Annotated in this window: 14 protein-coding genes; 4 read left to right on the top strand and 10 right to left on the bottom strand. The window is 70.4% G+C overall.

What is annotated here, in order from left to right:
- Window positions 1-40: 40 nt before the first annotated feature.
- A complete protein-coding gene (locus tag FSY98_RS13720; protein WP_144877206.1) occupies window positions 41-1,114 on the bottom strand; it encodes a glycosyltransferase in 1,074 nt (357 codons plus the stop codon).
- Between the two features lie 83 nt (window positions 1,115-1,197).
- On the opposite strand from FSY98_RS13720, the gene FSY98_RS13715 reads away from it, so the two are divergent.
- Complete coding sequence (locus FSY98_RS13715; protein ID WP_144877205.1) at window positions 1,198-2,964, top strand: DUF4012 domain-containing protein; 1,767 nt, start codon at window positions 1,198-1,200, stop codon at window positions 2,962-2,964.
- Between the two features lie 143 nt (window positions 2,965-3,107).
- A complete protein-coding gene (locus tag FSY98_RS13710; RefSeq protein WP_144877204.1) occupies window positions 3,108-3,680 on the top strand; it encodes an LPXTG cell wall anchor domain-containing protein in 573 nt (190 codons plus the stop codon).
- Between the two features lie 348 nt (window positions 3,681-4,028).
- On the opposite strand, the gene FSY98_RS13705 is transcribed toward FSY98_RS13710, so the two are convergent.
- The 6 genes from FSY98_RS13705 to FSY98_RS13680 all read right to left on the bottom strand — a co-directional run bounded on the left by FSY98_RS13705 (window position 4,029) and on the right by FSY98_RS13680 (window position 9,928).
- On the bottom strand, window positions 4,029-5,429 hold the full coding sequence (locus FSY98_RS13705) for an LCP family protein (RefSeq protein WP_144877203.1): 1,401 nt from the start codon (window positions 5,427-5,429) through the stop codon (window positions 4,029-4,031).
- A gap of 50 nt (window positions 5,430-5,479) precedes the next feature.
- Window positions 5,480-5,947, bottom strand: coding sequence for a 5-(carboxyamino)imidazole ribonucleotide mutase (purE, locus tag FSY98_RS13700; protein WP_144877743.1), 468 nt, complete (start codon window positions 5,945-5,947; stop codon window positions 5,480-5,482).
- 120 nt (window positions 5,948-6,067) lie between these two features.
- On the bottom strand, window positions 6,068-7,192 hold the full coding sequence (locus FSY98_RS13695; RefSeq protein ID WP_144877202.1) for a 5-(carboxyamino)imidazole ribonucleotide synthase: 1,125 nt from the start codon (window positions 7,190-7,192) through the stop codon (window positions 6,068-6,070).
- 73 nt (window positions 7,193-7,265) lie between these two features.
- A complete protein-coding gene (locus tag FSY98_RS13690) occupies window positions 7,266-7,820 on the bottom strand; it encodes a PH domain-containing protein (RefSeq protein ID WP_260857408.1) in 555 nt (184 codons plus the stop codon).
- Between the two features lie 54 nt (window positions 7,821-7,874).
- On the bottom strand, window positions 7,875-8,648 hold the full coding sequence (locus FSY98_RS13685; protein WP_144877201.1) for a biotin--[acetyl-CoA-carboxylase] ligase: 774 nt from the start codon (window positions 8,646-8,648) through the stop codon (window positions 7,875-7,877).
- Window positions 8,648-9,928 carry a CDP-glycerol glycerophosphotransferase family protein gene (locus tag FSY98_RS13680; protein WP_144877200.1) on the bottom strand — a complete coding sequence of 427 codons (1,281 nt, stop codon included), beginning with the start codon at window positions 9,926-9,928 and terminating at the stop codon, window positions 8,648-8,650. Before FSY98_RS13680 ends, FSY98_RS13685 begins: the two co-directional genes overlap by 1 nt.
- Window positions 9,929-10,074: 146 nt before the next feature.
- Here FSY98_RS13680 and FSY98_RS13675 point away from each other — a divergent pair, with 146 nt between their 5' ends.
- Window positions 10,075-11,100, top strand: a complete 1,026-nt coding sequence (locus tag FSY98_RS13675; RefSeq protein ID WP_144877741.1) for a glycosyltransferase family 2 protein — start codon at window positions 10,075-10,077, stop codon at window positions 11,098-11,100.
- 33 nt (window positions 11,101-11,133) lie between these two features.
- Here FSY98_RS13675 and FSY98_RS13670 read toward each other — a convergent pair whose 3' ends face one another.
- From FSY98_RS13670 to FSY98_RS13660, 3 genes are read right to left on the bottom strand one after another with little or no spacing between them, the layout of a single operon-like run.
- Window positions 11,134-12,570 carry a CDP-glycerol glycerophosphotransferase family protein gene (locus FSY98_RS13670; RefSeq protein ID WP_144877199.1) on the bottom strand — a complete coding sequence of 479 codons (1,437 nt, stop codon included), beginning with the start codon at window positions 12,568-12,570 and terminating at the stop codon, window positions 11,134-11,136.
- Window positions 12,567-13,817 (bottom strand): CDP-glycerol glycerophosphotransferase family protein, encoded by a 1,251-nt coding sequence (locus FSY98_RS13665; protein WP_144877198.1) that lies wholly within the window; start codon window positions 13,815-13,817, stop codon window positions 12,567-12,569. Before FSY98_RS13665 ends, FSY98_RS13670 begins: the two co-directional genes overlap by 4 nt.
- Before the next feature lie 54 nt (window positions 13,818-13,871).
- Window positions 13,872-15,482, bottom strand: a complete 1,611-nt coding sequence (locus tag FSY98_RS13660) for a S1C family serine protease (RefSeq protein WP_144877197.1) — start codon at window positions 15,480-15,482, stop codon at window positions 13,872-13,874.
- A 100-nt stretch (window positions 15,483-15,582) separates the two neighbouring features.
- On the opposite strand from FSY98_RS13660, the gene FSY98_RS13655 reads away from it, so the two are divergent.
- A complete protein-coding gene (locus FSY98_RS13655) occupies window positions 15,583-16,782 on the top strand; it encodes an aminotransferase class I/II-fold pyridoxal phosphate-dependent enzyme (protein WP_144877196.1) in 1,200 nt (399 codons plus the stop codon).
- Window positions 16,783-16,813 lie beyond the last annotated feature (31 nt).

Below are 16,813 nucleotides of genomic sequence, written 5' to 3'. Positions count from 1 at the left end.
ACCCGGACGCTCTTCGACGCTCTGCCGTCGGACCGCGTGCTCAGAGATCCGCGTGCAGCCCCCATACGCGCTCCCCGGCGCCCTGCCACGAGAACGCACGCGCCCTGTCGGCGGCGAGCACGCTCAGTCGACGGGCCCCGCCGCCTGCGGCGTCGGCCGCGGCGTCGGCGAGGTCACCGACCGTCGCGAGCACCCCTCCGTCGACGATCACATCGCTGTGGCTGTCGCTGCTGACGGCGACGACGGGGACGCCGAGCGTCATCGCCTCGAGCACACGCCACGGCCAGGCCGACACGTTCTCCGTGGCCACGAGGACCGCGGCTCCGGCGAGGAGTGCGGCACGGTCGTCCCGCTCGAGAGGACCCCGCACATGGATGCGAGACTCAGCGAGGCCCGCTGCTGCTCCGATCTCGACGACGGCCGGTTCCGAGCCCTCAGGGGCGTCGAGCACGACGGCCTCGGCCCCCGCCGCGATCGCTGCGCGGAATCCTTCCGTCAGCGACGCCGGTGACCCGGTGAGCGCGACGTACCCTTCCCGCACGGACAGGTCCCTCCGCCGCTCTCCGGCGTCGGAGGGGACGCCGAACGCATGGGGCGCGGCGCCCGGTATGACTCGGATGCGGTCGCCGAGCTTGACGAGTTCCGAGAGGCGCGCGCCGATCGAGTGGGTCGGCACCACGACGGCATCCGCATGCTTCGCTGCGCGTCTGAGCATGGCCCGCTGCCAGCCGACGACCGACCTCGGGAGGGTGTCGGGGGCTTCCCACGCGCGGAGATCCCATACGGTCACGGTGGTCTGATCGTTCTGGTGCACCCGGTCGTGGCGGACGAGCGGTGCCATGAGGGACGCGGAGTGGATGAGCCCGCCCCCGACCCCCGGCACGAGGCCGAGCTGCCATGAGCCGGCCAGTTCGCGTCGAGCCAGCGAGAGGCGGCGCGTCTCCGCGACGCCCGGTACCGTCGCCTCTCCCCCGGCGGGGACGATCGCCTCGACATCGCAGCCCGTCGGCGCGGTCGCGACCAGGCCGGCGGTGAGATCCAGTGCCGCCCACGCCTGGTCCGCGTCGACGACGTGCACCAGCTGATCGAGGACAATACGCAGCCGAGCACCCATGAACTCAGAGTAATCGCGGCGCCGCCGATTCCTGGGACCTCGGCCTGGCGACGGCGATCTGCGGCTCATGCTTGAATGCAGGGGTGAGTGACGGACGCCTTCCCGCACGTCGCCGGTGGTTGCAGTGGACCATCGGCGTCGCCCTGACCCTCCTCGTGCTCGCGATCGGCTGGGTGACCGTACGCGGCATCGGCGCGGTCAACGATCTGCAAGAGGTCTCGACGTCGTCGTCGCAGCTGAAGTCGGCGATCGCGGAGGGAGACCTCGAGAAGGCGTCGCGACTCTCCGACCGCATCGCTCACCACGCGCAGTCGGCGCACGGGCTCACCGCCGATCCGGTGTGGCACGCCTTCGGCATCCTGCCCTGGATCGGACCCAACTTCACGGCTGTGAGCGACGTCGCGGCGATCGCCGACGATGTCGCCTCCGACGCGCTCGTGCCGGTGCTGGACGTGGCCGGCCGGCTCGACCTCGCGAGTCTGGGTCTCTCAGGAGGGAGCATCGACCTCACGCCCTTCGCCGAGATCGAGCCCCCGCTGGCCGAGGCCTCCGCCACGCTGAGTGCCGCGGAGGACCGCGCGCTCCGCATCGACGCCGACGCCACCCTTCCTCCGCTGGCCGACGCCGTCCGCGAGATGCGAGGCGCGGTCACCCAGGCGGCCACGGTCGTCGGCTCGCTCCACGGTGCCGCCGTGCTGCTGCCGAGCATGCTCGGTGCCGACGGCCCCCGCAACTACGTCCTCGCCATGCAGAACAACGCGGAGTTGCGCTCGGACGGCGGCATCGTCGGAGCCATCGCCCTCCTGCACGCGGAGAACGGTCAGATCACCCTGGTCCAGCAGGCATCGACGAGGGAGTTCCCTCCGCTCGACGAGTCGCTGCCGCTCAGCGAATCCACGGTGGCGCTGTTCGAGGACCGCCCAGGACGCTACCTGCAGAACATCACGAGCATCCCTGACTTCACCGAGGCCGGCCCGCTCGTGGCGACGCGGTGGCAGCAGCGATTCGGAACGCCCGTGGACGGGGTCATCGCCGTCGACGCCGTCGTGATGGAGCACCTCCTGGCCGCCACCGGCCCTCTGACTTTCGGACCGTTCACGGCGACGGAGGACGACGTCGTCGACCTCCTCCTGTCCCAGATCTACGCGCAGGTGCCCGATCCGGCGGCACAGGACGAGATCTTCGCCCAGGCCGCCGGCGCGCTCTTCAGCGCAGCGCTCTCCGGGGGCGACCCGAAGTCCCTCGTCGCCGCGCTCGCGACGTCAGCCGAGGAGAGCCGCATCCGGATCTGGAGCTCTCACCCCGAGGAGGAGGAGCTCCTCGCCGGCACCGCTCTCGGTGGCGCACTGCCTGTGGACGGCGAGACCAGCCATGTCGGCGTGCTCTTCAACGACACCACGGGCGGGAAGATGGACTACTACACGGACGCCGTCATCACCACCGCGATCGGAACCTGCGACGGTCAGCCGACGACGCGCGTGCAGGTCACCTGGACGAACGACGCCCCAGCGGATGCCGCAACCGGCCTGCCGCCGTACGTGACGGCCGCAGGAGCCTTCGGGGTGCAGCCGGGTGCCGTGCGCACGCTGATCGCGATCTACGGGCCGGAGGACGCGACGCCGTCTCGAGTCGACCGCGATGGGGGCGGTGCAGAGGACAACGTGCAGACGGCGCTGCTCGACACCCGCCCCGTCGTGCAACAGGAGGTCCTCCTCGGGCCCGGTGAATCCGCGACGGTCACCGTCGACTTCCAGGGCTCGGGGGCGGGCAATCGCCGCACAGAGGTCCAGCACACGCCGATGGTCCGGAACCCCGACGTGTCACGGGAAGATCTTCGCTGCGGTGAGTGACTTTCGTCAGGCCATGATGTAGTCTCTTGTGCACTGGGGAATATCTGGGTTCAACAAACCTGTCGTGGGGACAGGGTGGGCCCACGCAGCTGGATGCAGGGGTGTGTCCGGATGCGATTCCGCGTGAATTTCTGGGGAGAATCATGCTGAAGAAACTGGCTGCCATCGGCCTGACCGCTGGCGCACTCGTGCTTTTGGCGCCGTCGATGGCGTCTGCCGCGGACGACTCCGACTCGTACGCGAACACACCTCGCGTATCGGTCGACAATCCCGTCATCGAATCGTGCGGCGCCTCCACCATCGCCTTCGGCGCCGGCTACTACCAGCCGTCCGAAGTCCTCGGCGTGTCCGTGTCCGGTCAGAACGCCGCCGATGCGGCTGTCTCCGGGAACACGGCGGCGGCCGATGGGAGCCTCGTGGTCTCGTTCCGCCCGCCGGCAGGCGCCGAGGGCACCTACGCGATCACCTTCGACCGCGCCCAGGATGCTGCGTCCTACACGACGCGCGTCACGGTGTCGGGCGGAGCCGTCGCGGGCTCGAGCTGCCACCACGATCCCGTAGCCGCCGGTACCGAGCTCGCGCTCACCGGCAACGGCACCGAGCTGGCCCTCACCGGCGGCAGCGTGTCGCCGTGGCTGATCGGCGCAGGCGCGGCAGCCCTCATCGGTGGCGGCGCGCTGGTGGCCACCGGAATCGTCCGGCGCAGGAACGCCTGACGGCGCAGACGCACGCACGCGTAGCATCTCGACGCACGCGTGGCGCGATCCGATTCCCGCTCTGCGGGGGTCGACTGGACGACGGTGATCCCTCCCCCTCCGATCACCGTCGTCTGGCGAGTCCGGTCTTCGGCCGGAGGGCCCACGGTTCTCTCTCAATCCTCTGAGAGAGAACCGTGGGCTCAGTCGTTTGTCCGCGCGGGCGTTGTCCGGGCGAGCGGCGTGTCCACGCGAGCGTTATCCAGGCGAGCGGCTCGTCCACGCGAGGACGCCGCCACCGGCGTATAGAGGTGCCCGGTCCGCAGGCCGGTCAGCCGAGAGCGCAGTCCGCTCGGACCCGCCCGCTGCTCAGGGAGTCGGCGTGGGCGTGGGCGTCGGCGGGTGCAGCGCCTGCTGCATCACCTCGTGGATGTAGGCGTAATTCGGCGAGTGCTCGTCGATGCCGTTGTCCGGTGTGAGCTCGATCGTCGTGACCGTCTGCTCCTTGGCCTTGGTCATCAGATCGAAGAACTCCGGCAGCTTGTCCTGCGGAAGGTCGGTGTCGATCAGCGCCGTGCCCGCTGCGGCGACCTCGTTGAACCTCGTCAACACCGTCTGCGGTGTGAACTGGGCGAGGATCGCCTCCTGCAGCTCGCGCTGACGCTTCATGCGGTCCCAGTCACTCGTCGTGTACCGCGAACGGGCGTACCACTGAGCGGTGTCGCCGTCCATGTGCTGCTGGCCCGGCTCGATCCAGCCGATCGCCCAGGCGTCGACGTCGTGCGGGTTCACGCCCTCCGGCGGCCCGCCCTTCGGCAGCCGCTCGGTGACGTTGATGTCCACACCTCCGAGCGCGTCGACGAGGGCGGCGAAGCCGTGCATGTCGACGAACACGTAGTACGGGATCTCGATCCCGAGCACGCCCTCGGCGGCATCCTTCGTCGCCTCGATGCCGGGGTCCGAGCCGTGCGCGGCCGCATCGGGGTACAGGCTCGTGCCGCCGTCCTCGCGACAGATCTCTGCGGCATTGCGCACGTGGTTCATCCAGCCGTTCCAGCCGCACGTGTTCGAGCTGTGCCCCTCGAAGCCGTTCGGGTAGAGCGCCTGCATCGGGCTGCCCTCGCTGAACGGCGCGTTCGGGAGCTCACGAGGGATACCCGTGATCGTGACGGCCCCGGTGTCGGCGTTCACCGACACCACGGAGATGCTGTCGAATCGCATCGAGTCACGGCCGTCGCCGCTGTCCGCGCCGAGCAACAGGATGTTGTAGTAGCCGTCACTCGGAGGGAGGCTGGGTCCGCTCTGGCCGAAGATCGTAGAGATGGTGTTCCGCGCGGATCCCACCACGGTCGAGGCGTAGCCGGCCGAGCTGCCGACGAGCCCGAGGATCAGCAGGGCGACGAGCGGGATCGCGAACTTCGACGGCCCAGGGATCCGGACGAGTCGCACGATGCGCAGCGCATCGAAGGTCAGCACGATCCACAGCACGACGTAGCCGATGAGCAGCACCTGGACGATCGTGAGGACCACTGCGGAGATCCACCCTCCGCCGACGGTGAGCCAGAGGAAGACGGGGCGCGCGAACAGGGCGAGACCCGCAGCCACGATCACCAGGACCCACGACAGCAGCGTCGCGCCGAGACCGAAGCGTCCGAGCCTGCGACTGCCGGCGACGACCTGCGCGGAGCCGGGGATCAGCGCGTTCAGCAGAACGACCCACCACCCGCGCTTGATCATCACACCGGCGTCCGCGGTATCGGGATGCCGCATCGGCCGCGTCTCGATGAGGGGTCGCGCCGCGCCACGCGGCGGCGCCAGCGTCACAGAGAGCCCTTCAGCCGCTCGTTCTTCTCCTCGACCTGCGCTTCGAGGTCGAGGGCGTAGGCCTCGATGCGATCCGCGAGATCGTCGTCGGAGGTCCCGAGGATGCGCGCCGCGAGAAGCCCGGCGTTCTTCGCACCGCCGATCGAGACGGTCGCCACCGGAATTCCCGCCGGCATCTGCACGATCGAGAGCAGCGAGTCCATGCCGTCGAGGTATGCCAGCGGCACGGGGACACCGATGACGGGCAGGGCGGTCATCGAGGCCAGCATGCCCGGCAGGTGCGCCGCTCCCCCGGCTCCGGCGATGATCACCCGGATGCCGCGGCCGCGCGCCTCGCGGGCGTACTGCATGAGCTTGTCGGGGGTGCGATGAGCCGAGACGACCTCGACCTCATGCGGGATGGCGAAGTCGCTGAGAGCCTGGGACGCGTCGCTCATCACACGCCAGTCCGAGTCGGAACCCATGACGACGCCGACGAGTGGAGCGGCGGAGGAGTGCAGTGGCTCAGTCACTCACTCAGGCTACGGTCTACGGCTGGGAGATCCCCCGAACGGCGCGCGAGGAACGCCGAGCCGCCGCGCCGTTCAGTCGAAGTGGGATGCCGCCGCCCTGGCGACGTACACGACGTCGTCGAGGTCGTCGCCCGAGACGTTTACGTGGCCGACCTTGCGGCCGGGACGGGGGTCCTTGCCGTAGGTGTGGATCTTCGCTGAGGGGTGCTCGACCATGGCAGCGTGGAAGCGGTCTCCCAGGGACCCCTCCTGGGGACCGCCGAGGATGTTGACCATGACCGACCACGGCGCACGCGGACTCGGGTCGCCGAGTGGCAGGTCGGCGACGGCACGGAGGTGCTGCTCGAACTGGCCGGTCACCGCACCGTCCTGGCTCCAGTGGCCGCTGTTGTGCGGGCGCATGGCGAGCTCGTTCACGAGGATGCGCTCGTCGTCGGTCTCGAAGAGCTCGACCGCCAGCATCCCGGTGACGCCGAGTCCCTCGGCGATCTGCCGACCGATGGCTTCGGCCACCTGCACGAGCCGCTCGGCGGCCGCGGGTGCCGGCGCGATGACCTCGGCGCACACGCCGTCGCGCTGCACGGTCTCGACGACCGGGTAGGCGACCATGTCGCCGCTCGGGCGTCTGGCGACCTGCTGCGCGAGTTCACGCACGAAGCCCACGAGCTCCTCCACGAGCAGCGCGTCGCCGGCCGGAAGCGCGTCGATCCAGTCCTGCGCCTCATCGGCCGCGCGCACGACGCGCACGCCCTTGCCGTCGTACCCGCCGCGCGGCGTCTTCACGACCCCGCTCCCGCCGTGCGCATCGAGGAAGGCCTGGAGTTCGGCCGCATCGCGAACCGGTGCCCAGTCCGGCTGTGGAACGCCGAGCTCTGCGAGACGCGCGCGCATCACGAGCTTGTCCTGGGCGAACTGCAGCGCGTCCGGACCCGGGTGCACCGATACCCCGTCGGCGACGAGTGCGCGGAGGATCTCCTGCGGCACGTGCTCGTGGTCGAACGTGACGACGTCGACGTCCTTCACGAACGCCTTCACCGTGTCGAGGTCGCGGTAGTCGCCCACGGCCGTCGCCGCGATCCGGGCCGACATCCCCTCGCTCTCGGCGAGGACCCGCAGATCGAGCCCGATCTCGACCGCCGGAGCGATCATCATCCTCGCCAGCTGACCTCCACCGATCACGCCCACGCGCAGCGCCATATGCCGCCTCCATTCGTCGGGACCATTCTCCCGCATCCGCGCGGCGTGCGTTCGCACGCGCCGCGGGGGCCGGTCAGAAGGTCGGGATGCCGTCCTGACCGGACTGGGCATCGCGGTGGGCCAGGATCTGGCTCACCTCGATCTGGTCGGCCAGCGTCTCGTGCACCAGACGCACGTTGGGCACGTTCGCCAGTCGGAGCGGGTCGTCCACGCCATTCGAGAGCGTGATCGTGCCCGCGCCCCAGAGCCGCTGCAGTGCACCGCGTCGTACGCCGATCGTGTAGCCCCTGGCGTGCGACATCTCCTGCCTGTTGCGCGCTCCGATGCCGTGATGCACGATCACGCGTCGCGTCGTCACCGTCACGGTGCGCGACCACCAGACGATCCACGGCACCAGCACGAGCAGCAGTATCAGAGCGCCTGCCGCACTCAGCAGCATCCAGTTCTCGAACGGGGCGGGCAGGTTGTCGAAGAAGTAGCCCGTGCCGCCGAACACCCCGATGAGCACGAGCGCCGACCACGTCAGGCGACGCGCGTGACCGCGGAAACGCGCGACGAGCAGCTCCTCCGACGGCACGCCGGGCGGCGGCATAGTCGGCCGGCCGCCGAGTGTCACGGGCTGGGTCACCCCTCCATTGTGCCCGCGATCACCGACAAAGCCGCTTTCCGATGACTCCGCGTGTCAGGACGAGGCGGGGCGGACGTGGACCACGTCCCCCGCCGACACCGCATGCGTCGCCGTGCCCGACCGCACGACGAGGCGTCCGTCTTCGTCGATCGTCTCGGCGGTTCCCTCGAGCACCGCGTCGCCGGGGAGTGAGACCCGTACGTCTTGGCCGATCGTGGCGCACCTCGCGAGCGCGGCCGAATGCAGGCCGCTCTCGACAGCGTCACCCGCATTCGCGAGCGCGTCCGTGAGTACCGACAGCCGATGCAGGTACGCCGAGAGCAGTGCGTCTTCGTCGACCTCCGCCTCCAGCACCGCGAACGATGTCGCCGTCGGCACGGGCAGATCGGACTCGGTCATCGCGGTGTTGATGCCGCTCCCGACGATGACTGCATCACCCGCCGCTTCGGCGAGGATGCCGCAGATCTTCCGCCCGTCCACGAGCACGTCGTTCGGCCACTTCACCGCGACGGCACGGCCGGGAAGCTGAGCGGCGACGGCATCCGCCATCGCGACCCCGGCCGCGAGAGGGATCCACCCGCGTGCGCGAGAGTCGGCGGGCAGGGTGCGCAACACGACCGAGACGGCGAGCGCCGCGCCGGCCGGAGCCGTCCACGTGCGGTCGAGCCGCCCCCGTCCGGCGGTCTGGTTCTCGGTGAGCAGCACCGAGAGATGGGGCCAGCCCTCGGGGTCCGCCGCGAACATCCGCAGCGCCGCGTTCGTCGACCCGACTTCGTCCAGGACTTCGAGGCGGGAGGCGATCCCGCGGGTGCGCTGCAGGTCCATCATCAGATCTCCTCGTCGACCTCGTCGTCATCGTCGTCCTCGTCCGCGCGGACGGCACCCATCTCCCGGGTCCGCCACTCGTCCCACTCCTCCATGAGGCGCCCGATCGCGGCGTGGAACTTCTCGGTGGCGACGCCGGGTGCCGTGTCTCCGAAGTAGTGCTGCACCCACATCCGCAGCCGGGCGATCGCGGCATCATCCGCGCGGACCCTCGCGACATGCGCCAGGATCTCGGACGCGGTTCCGGCGTCCAGCCATTCGCAATCGGAGAGATACCCGCTCGTGTCGACTTCCGCGCGGTCGTCGGCGGGCCGGGTGACCATCAGCGGCTTGCCGACGGCGAGACGGTCGTACACCATCGCCGAGATGTCGACCACGGCGACATCGGCGGCCGCGAGCTGCCACCCGAGCTCGGGGCCGTCATCGAAGACGTGCTGGGCACCGGGGTTGGCGCTGTTCGCCGACGCGATGGCCGCGAGGATCCGCCGGTTCGCGGCCCCGTACTCGGGGTCGACGACGCCACTGCGCGGGTGCGGGCGATAGATGAGCCGATGCGTCCCCGACGCCAGCACCGCCGTGGCGAGAGCCTCGCCGTGCGAGACGATCGAGCCGTAGTGCGCGCTCGGGCGGTCGCCCTCCCAGGTCGGGGCGTAGAGCACGACGGTCCGATCATCGGCGGTATACGGCAGGGCGCCCGAGTAGTGGTCGGCCTGCGGGCGTCCGATCTCGATGGTCCGCCGATCGATGTCGTAGCCCCACAGAGTGCGGGCGAGTCTGTCACGCGCCGCTTGACCGGCCACGAGCGCGTAGTCGTACGCCTTGTACTGGTTCGTCGTCATGTACATCTTGTCGGACTCGCCGTGGTTGATGAAGACGTGCCAGCGACGGCCGTAGCGGAACATCTGGAAGTTGCGTGTGTTCTGGTTCACGTACAGCACCACGCGGATGTCCTGCGTCGCGACGAAGCGCTCCAGATCACGCACCGTCGGCACGAATGCCACGGGCGGGCCGTCCTCGTCAACGAGCTTGGCGGCGCCAGTCGCGGCCCTCGCGAGCACGACGACCGGCCAGTGCTTCGACAGCTCCTGCAGCGGCCGGTACCACTGGCGCATCTGGTACATGTTCACATCGCCATCGGCGAAGTACACGGCCACCTGGTACCGCCCCGCCGGATGCGGGTCGCCCTCGGCGAGCCGGCGACGCACCTTCTGCACGGCCTTCCGCGAGGCGAGAGCACGCTTCAGGAGTCGGTAGGCCTTGTTCGCGTCGGACAGTGCACCCATCCCTCCAGGATACCGAGTGACCCCGCCGGGCTCAGACGTGCGGAGAACGGGCCCCCGCCCATCAGGGAACCCGCGAGCGCACGTGCCATGATCATGGTGTGCCAGAGAGAGACGACGACGCCATCCCGGCAGGGGTGTCGTTCGTCATGCCCGTGCTGAACGAACGCGACTACCTCGAGCACGCCGTCGGCTCGGTGCTCTCGCAGGAGCTGTCGGGGCCGGCCGAGCTCGTGCTCGCCCTCGGCCCCTCGAGCGACGGCACCACCGAACTCGCCCAGCGACTGGCAGCCGCGGATGATCGGATCCGTCTCGTCGACAATCCCGAGGCCCACATCCCCGTCGGACTCAACGCGGCGATCAAGGCCAGCCGCTACGACACCATCATCAGGGTCGACGCGCACTCCGAGCTCTCCCCCGGGTACGCTGCGCGCGCCCTCGCCACCCTCGAGCGCACCGGCGCCGCCAACGTCGGCGGCGTCATGCGCGCCGACGGACGCACGCCGTTCCAGACCGCCGTCGCCCGGCTCTACAACTCGCCCGTCGGTCTCGGCGGCGGCGCGTACCACGGCGGCACGCACGAGGGCGAGGCCGAGTCGGCCTACCTTGGTGTGATGCGGCGCGCGGTCGTCGAGGAGGTCGGGCTCTTCGACGAGACGATCCGCCGCGGCGAGGACTGGGAGCTGAACCTCCGCATCCGCCAGGCCGGGCACGTCGTGTGGTTCGACCCGCAGCTGTCCGTCACCTACTGGCCGCGGGAAAGCTGGATCCGCCTCGCGCGGCAGTTCCGCGCGACAGGTGCATGGCGGGGTGAGCTCGTCCGACGGTTCGGCCGCCGCAACGGCATCCGCTTCTTCGCACCGCCCGCGCTCGTCGTCATCGCTGCGGCAGCCGTGGTCCTGGGTGTGCTGCAGCTGGCCGGGGTCGTCGGTCAGGCGCTCTCGTGGGTGCTTTCGACGCTGCTCTATCTGCCGCTGCTCGCCTACGTGGTGCTCGTGCTCGCCGTGGCGGCGCTGCCCGGCGGCGGCGGCCCGCGTCAGCGGATGTGGACGGCGATCGTGATGCCGACCATGCACCTCTCCTGGGGCATCGGCTTTCTCGGGGGCGTGCTGCGCGGCGCGCGCGACACCGTGGACGCCTCTCGCCTCGGCACGAGGAACACACCGCTCCCCTGACCGGTCGGCGCCGGGGTCAGGGTGTGACCGGGGTCAGGGTGTGACGAACCCCTGATCGAGGATGCGGGCGACGACCCGGTCTGCGGCGTGCCCGTCGTCCCTGCTGTTGAACTGCGCCCGCCATGCCGCGTAGCGGTCCGCGTACGCGGATTCGACGCCGTCGTCACCCAGCGCGGTCACCAACTCGTCCTGCGTGCGAACCACCGGCCCCGGAGCCCGCGCTTCGAGGTCGAAGTAGAACCCGCGCAGCTGACCTCGGTAGTGATCGAGGTCGGGCACGAGGAAGAAGAGGGGCTTGCCCGTGACGCTGTAGTCGAACATCACCGAGGAGTAGTCGGTGATGAGGGCGTCGGCGACGAGCAGCAGCTGCGACGTGTCGGGGTAGCCGGTGACGTCGATCACGCGCGCTCCGGCGCGATCGCGGTCGGTGGCAATGGTGCGGGAGTGCCCGCGGACCAGCACGACCGCATCCGTCTGATGCGCGAGCAGCTCCGGGTCGACGAAGTCCACCATCTCGGCGCGGTCGTCGCGCCACGTCGGGGCGTACAGGAGCACGCGCTCCTGCTCGCCGATGCCGAGGGCGGCGCGGATCGCTGCGGCGTCGCCTGATACGAGCGCGTCGTTGCGCGGGTACCCCTCGACCCAGATCGGACGCCCGAAGAACGCGTACGCCTTGCGGAGAACCCGCTCAGCGTAGGTGTTCTGCGCGAGCAGTACATCCCAGCGGCGGGACTCTCGCGCGACCGCGAGCATGCGGCGGAGGTCGAACCCCGGGCGATGCAGCGCGAGTCGCTTGAGGGGCGTGCCGTGCCAGGTCTGCAGCACCCGCTGGCCGGGCTTGCGCGCGAAACGGCGCCGCAGCCAGTCGTTGACGATGAGCAGCCTGGACGCCGCACGCGCGCGCCACCACTCGGGGCTGCCCTCGACGACCGCGATGGCGCCGTCCGGGACGGCGACGGACAGATCGACGACGCTCCAGTACCGCGTGACCGAGGGCGCCCGAGCGGCGAGCGCGCTGTCGATGGCCCGCGGGTTGCAGCCGACACTGCGTCCGTAGAAGCTCTCGAAGAACACCGCGTTCTCCGTCGCTCCGGAGTGCGCGACGTAACGGCCCTCGAGGGTCGACTGCCCCTCGGCGGTCTCGTAGACGGGGTCGATCGGCGCGGCGATGAGAACGGCCGACTCCTCTACCGCGATGCGCAGGCCGGGGAGGACGTGTGGGGGCACGGAGAGATCGTCGAGCGCGGCACCGGGGATGCGGATCTCGTATCTGCCGGACGGCAGCGGCAGCTCGGCGCCGCCCCAGCGGGAGGCACGGAGCGGGAAGGTGGCCTTCCAGGTCTTGCCACCGCCGGTGATGCGGCCGTCGACGCGTGCGCGCGGTCCGACCAGCGACGCGTCGGCAGGGCGCGCTCCGGTCCCCGCGACCACGAGGGTCTCCGCCGCCTCGTCGATCAGGGCGGTGGTCATGCTGCTCCCTTCGGCCCGGGTATCCCCCGTGCTCGGATCCTGTCGTACACGCGTCGGGTGTTGCCGCCGTCGCGGAACGCATGCATCTCCGCGCTGAGCGTAGCGGAACGCTCCGACCTCGCCCGGAAGGCGCCCTCGTCGCCGAGCAGCGTCACCAGTTGCGCGATCACGCCGTCCCAGTCGCGAGCCGCGTCGTCACCGGCGACGTCGACGAACCGGCCGTAGAAGCCGCGTGTCTCGGCGTACTCCTCGGCGTCCGGGGCGAGGAAGAGCACCGGCATCCCGAGCAGTCCGACGTCGTAGGCGAGCGAGGAGTAGTCCGTGATGAGCACGTCCACGGCGGGCAGAGCGGGAGTCACGTCGGCCAGGACACCGGCGCCGAGCATCCGTACCCGGTCAGTGGGGACCGGCGGGCTGTACTGCCCCTCTCCCAGGGGATGCGACCTCACGAGGAGCACGGCGTCGTGCCGATCGAGGGCGTGCACGATGCGCGCCCACTGGTCCGCCGTCGGCACGGCGGGGTCTGCGGCACCGTCGCGCCAGGTCGGCGCGTAGAGCACGGTGCGGGCGCCGGACAGGTCGCCGACCGTGCCCTGCAGGAGGGCGGATGCCGTCGCCCGCCGCCCCGCGGGCTCGCCCGCGGAGAGCACGTCGACGCGCGGCTCCCCGGTGACGACCACCCGATCGCCACCGAGGCCGAAGGCCGACTCCAACCGTCCGCGCGAGCGGTGGGACGCTGCGGGGAGGACGCGGATGCGCTGCGCGGCGCGACGGTAGAGGAATCCCACGAGGGCGCGCAGCACGGGCGCGCCGGGCACAGCCGGCACCTGGGTCGTCGCCGGGGAATCCAGGCCGATGCGTTTGAAGGGGATGCCGTGCCACAGCTGCACGACGAAGGCATCGGCGTTCGCGTAGCGGTTCACATCGCCCAGACCGTGGGTGACGACGACGACTCCCGCGCGTGCCGTGGCCCACCACCCGCGCAGGCCCGACTTCGGGAGCGTGCGGATGCCGAGGGCCGCCGCGTCGCGTTCCTCCCGCTCCGAGGAGGTGAGCCACACGGTGTCGTGTCCCTGCGCGGCCGCATGCCGCTGCAGAGCGAGTGCGCCGTCGCCGATGCCCGCACCGCAGCCGAAGACCCATCGAGTCCCTCGGGGAACGACGAGTGTCCCTACGCGCCCCACGAGGTAGAGCGGGATCCGGAGCAGCTTGGCCGCATTGCCGGAGCCGAACGAGAAGGACGCCACCCCGCGAGCCTATCGCGGGGTGGCGTCCTGTCTGCGAGCGAAGAAGCCGCGGGGTCAGCCGGCGAGCTCTCCCAGCGTCACGTCGATCTCGTACTCCTTGCCGCCGCGGATGTAGGTGACCTTCGCGTCGCTGCCCGCGGCCGCAGCCCTGACCTGCGCGGTGAGGTCGTTGGCGCTCGTGATCGGCACGCCGTTGAAGGCGGTCACGATGTCGTCGGCCTTGAGGCCGGCGGCGGCCGCTGCTCCCCCGCCGGTGACATCGGCGATGTACGCGCCGGAGACGGAGGCGTTCTCGGTGCTGGCAGCGTCACGGACGGATGCCCCGAGCAGGCCGTGGGTCGCCGCGCCGTCGGCGATGATCTCCTCGGACACGCGCTTGGCGACGTTCGAGGGGATCGCGAAGCCGATGCCGATCGACCCGGACTCCTCGGAGCTGCCGGAGCCGGCGATGGCGACGTTGATGCCGATCAGCTCGCCCTTGCTGTTGACGAGCGCGCCGCCGGAGTTGCCGTGGTTGATCGCCGCGTCCGTCTGGATGACCGCGATCGAGATGCTCTCGGAGCTCTGCTGCGAGCCGTTGCCGGGGAGGTCGAACTGGAACGGTCCCTGACCCTCGCCGTCCTCCGGCGACTGCTGCTCCTGTGGGGCGTCTTCCGACGACGAGTCGGGGAGGGCCGACGACTGGATCTGGATGCTCCGGTTCAGAGCGCTGACGATGCCGGTCGTGACCGAATTCGACAGCCCCAGGGGCGCGCCGAGCGCGACGGCGGTGTCGCCGACGTTGAGCTTCGACGAGTCGGCGAAGTCCATCGGAGTGAGGTCATCGGCATCCGTCAGCTTGATGACCGCGAGATCGTAGATGGGGTCGGTGCCGACCACGGTCGCCGAGAAGATGCGGCCGTCGGAGGTGGTGACCCTGATCGTCGGGTCGGCCACGGCTCCGCCGAGCGTCACGACGTGCGTGTTGGTCAGCACGTAGCCGTCCTTGCTGATGATCACACCCGAGCCACTGCCCGCCTCGTTCGAGCCGGCGACCTCGATCGTGACCACCGAGGGCAGCGCGGCGGTGGCGACGGCGGTGGTCTCGTTGACGGATCCGGGGTTGTTGACCGTGACGGTGTCGGGGCCCTGCGCGACGCCCGTGGTGTTCTGGTTGGAGATCCCGGTGAGGATCGCACCGCCGCCGAAGCCTGCGACACCGCCGACGAGTGCTGCGGCGACGACGATGGCCGCGAACTTCACGCCTGCCCGCGGCTTCTCCTTCGTCTTGACAGCAGGACCCGATGGCGCAGCGCCGGGTGCCGGCTGAGCGGTGTGGATGCCGAAGGCGGCACCCGGAGCGGACGCGGTGGGCCCGCCGTACGGGGTCGGACCCTGCTGCGCCGGCGCCCCGTAGGGCGCGTGCGGTGCGGTGGGAGACTGCCCGAGGTGCGCCGCCGGTGCCTCGAACGTCGACGCCGCCGGCTGAGACGACGTGAACGTCGAGGGGACCTCGTGGCCGCGGGCCGGGGCGGCGGGGATGCCTGGGGCGGGGGCCGCCGCTCCCGCGGGGGTGTCGGTGGCGGCATCCGTCGTCGAACGGTCGACGTCGGACGATGCCGGGGCGGACGACACGGCGTCGTGCGACGCGGGTGCCGGCTGGTCGGGGGTGGTGTCTTCGTTCATGGTGTGTGCTCCTTCAACAACGCCCCCTCAGAGTGCGCCTCGTATCTGTGCGTTTCGTATGTCGAAGATGAGTTTCCGCTATGGCCTTAGCCTGTTCTTCATGAGTGTCATCCCCGGCGCATGGCGACGCACGGCAGAAGGAGCCGGACTGCTCGCACCAGACGGTTCCGTCGCACCTACAATCTTCGCAGAGATGTCGGCGGCCGCGGCCCTAACCGGTGCGATAAATCTCGGTCAGGGCTTTCCCGACGAAGACGGCCCCGCTGAGGTACTGGAGGCCGCGAGGACCGCGATCTCCCGCGGCGAGAATCAGTATCCGCCCGGCCGCGGCACGCCGGATCTGCTCGCAGCCATCAGCGAGCACCAGCGCCGGTTCTACGGGTTGGAGGTCGACCCCGGGATCGAGGTCATCGTGACGGCGGGGGCAACCGAGGCTCTCGCGGCGACGTTGCTCGCTCTCATCGACGGCCCCGACGACGAGGTCGTCGTGTTCGAGCCCTACTACGACTCCTATGCCGCCGCTGTCGCGCTTGCCGGGGCACGGCTGCGCACCGTCCCCCTCCGCGCGCCGGACTTCCATCCGGATCTCGACCAGCTGGCCCGGGCCGTGACGGATCGCACGCGGGTCATCCTGATCAACGACCCGCACAACCCCACCGGCACGATCTTCGACCGAGCCGTCCTCGAAGAGGTCGTGCGGCTCGCCGAGCAGCACGACGCGGTCATCGTCACGGACGAGGTCTACGAGCATCTGTCGTTCGCGACCCCGCACACCCCGATCGCCACACTCCCCGGTGCGGCAGCGCGCACCCTCACGATCTCCTCCGCAGGCAAGACGTTCTCGGCCACCGGATGGAAGATCGGCTGGGTGCACGGCCCGGCCGACCTCATCACGGCCGTCCTCACCGTCAAGCAATACCTGACCTACGTGAACGGCTCGCCGTTCCAGCCGGCGGTGGCCGTGGGACTCCGCCTCGGCGACGACTTCTTCACCGGGGCCGCGCGCACGATGGCGCGCAAGCACGAGATCCTCGGCGACGGCCTGCGGGCCGCCGGCTTCGCGGTGCGTGCGCCGCAGGGCGGCTATTTCACGGTGGCCGACGCCACTGACCTCGGCGGAGCGGATGCCGCGGCCTTCTGCCGCGCCCTGCCGGAGCGCGCCGGGGTCGTCGCGATCCCCCTCACGGCGTTCGTCTCTCCGGAGCATCGACAGGACTACGCCGGGCTGGTGCGGTTCGCCGCCTGCAAGCGGGTCGAGGTTCTGCAGGAGGCGGCCGCCAGGCTCGCCAGCAGTTTCTGACGCCGAACCGACGTCGAATAGCGTCGCCCCG

This window comes from Microbacterium sp. 1.5R, assembly GCF_007667425.1.
Taxonomy (GTDB): Bacteria; Actinomycetota; Actinomycetes; order Actinomycetales; family Microbacteriaceae; genus Microbacterium.
This window is presented reverse-complemented; position numbering and strand designations above follow the sequence as displayed.

Bases quoted from the DNA above. Each gene is read 5' to 3' on its own strand.
- FSY98_RS13720 (WP_144877206.1), bottom strand. From the start codon at position 1,114: ATGGGTGCTCGGCTGCGTATTGTCCTCGATCAGCTGGTGCACGTCGTC.
- FSY98_RS13710 (WP_144877204.1), top strand. From the start codon at position 3,108: ATGCTGAAGAAACTGGCTGCCATCGGCCTGACCGCTGGCGCACTCGTG.
- FSY98_RS13705 (WP_144877203.1), bottom strand. From the start codon at position 5,429: ATGCGGCATCCCGATACCGCGGACGCCGGTGTGATGATCAAGCGCGGG.
- purE (WP_144877743.1), bottom strand. From the start codon at position 5,947: ATGGGTTCCGACTCGGACTGGCGTGTGATGAGCGACGCGTCCCAGGCT.
- FSY98_RS13695 (WP_144877202.1), bottom strand. From the start codon at position 7,192: ATGGCGCTGCGCGTGGGCGTGATCGGTGGAGGTCAGCTGGCGAGGATG.
- FSY98_RS13685 (WP_144877201.1), bottom strand. From the start codon at position 8,648: ATGATGGACCTGCAGCGCACCCGCGGGATCGCCTCCCGCCTCGAAGTC.
- FSY98_RS13680 (WP_144877200.1), bottom strand. From the start codon at position 9,928: ATGGGTGCACTGTCCGACGCGAACAAGGCCTACCGACTCCTGAAGCGT.
- FSY98_RS13675 (WP_144877741.1), top strand. From the start codon at position 10,075: ATGCCCGTGCTGAACGAACGCGACTACCTCGAGCACGCCGTCGGCTCG.
- FSY98_RS13670 (WP_144877199.1), bottom strand. From the start codon at position 12,570: ATGACCACCGCCCTGATCGACGAGGCGGCGGAGACCCTCGTGGTCGCG.
- FSY98_RS13660 (WP_144877197.1), bottom strand. From the start codon at position 15,482: ATGAACGAAGACACCACCCCCGACCAGCCGGCACCCGCGTCGCACGAC.
- FSY98_RS13655 (WP_144877196.1), top strand. From the start codon at position 15,583: ATGAGTGTCATCCCCGGCGCATGGCGACGCACGGCAGAAGGAGCCGGA.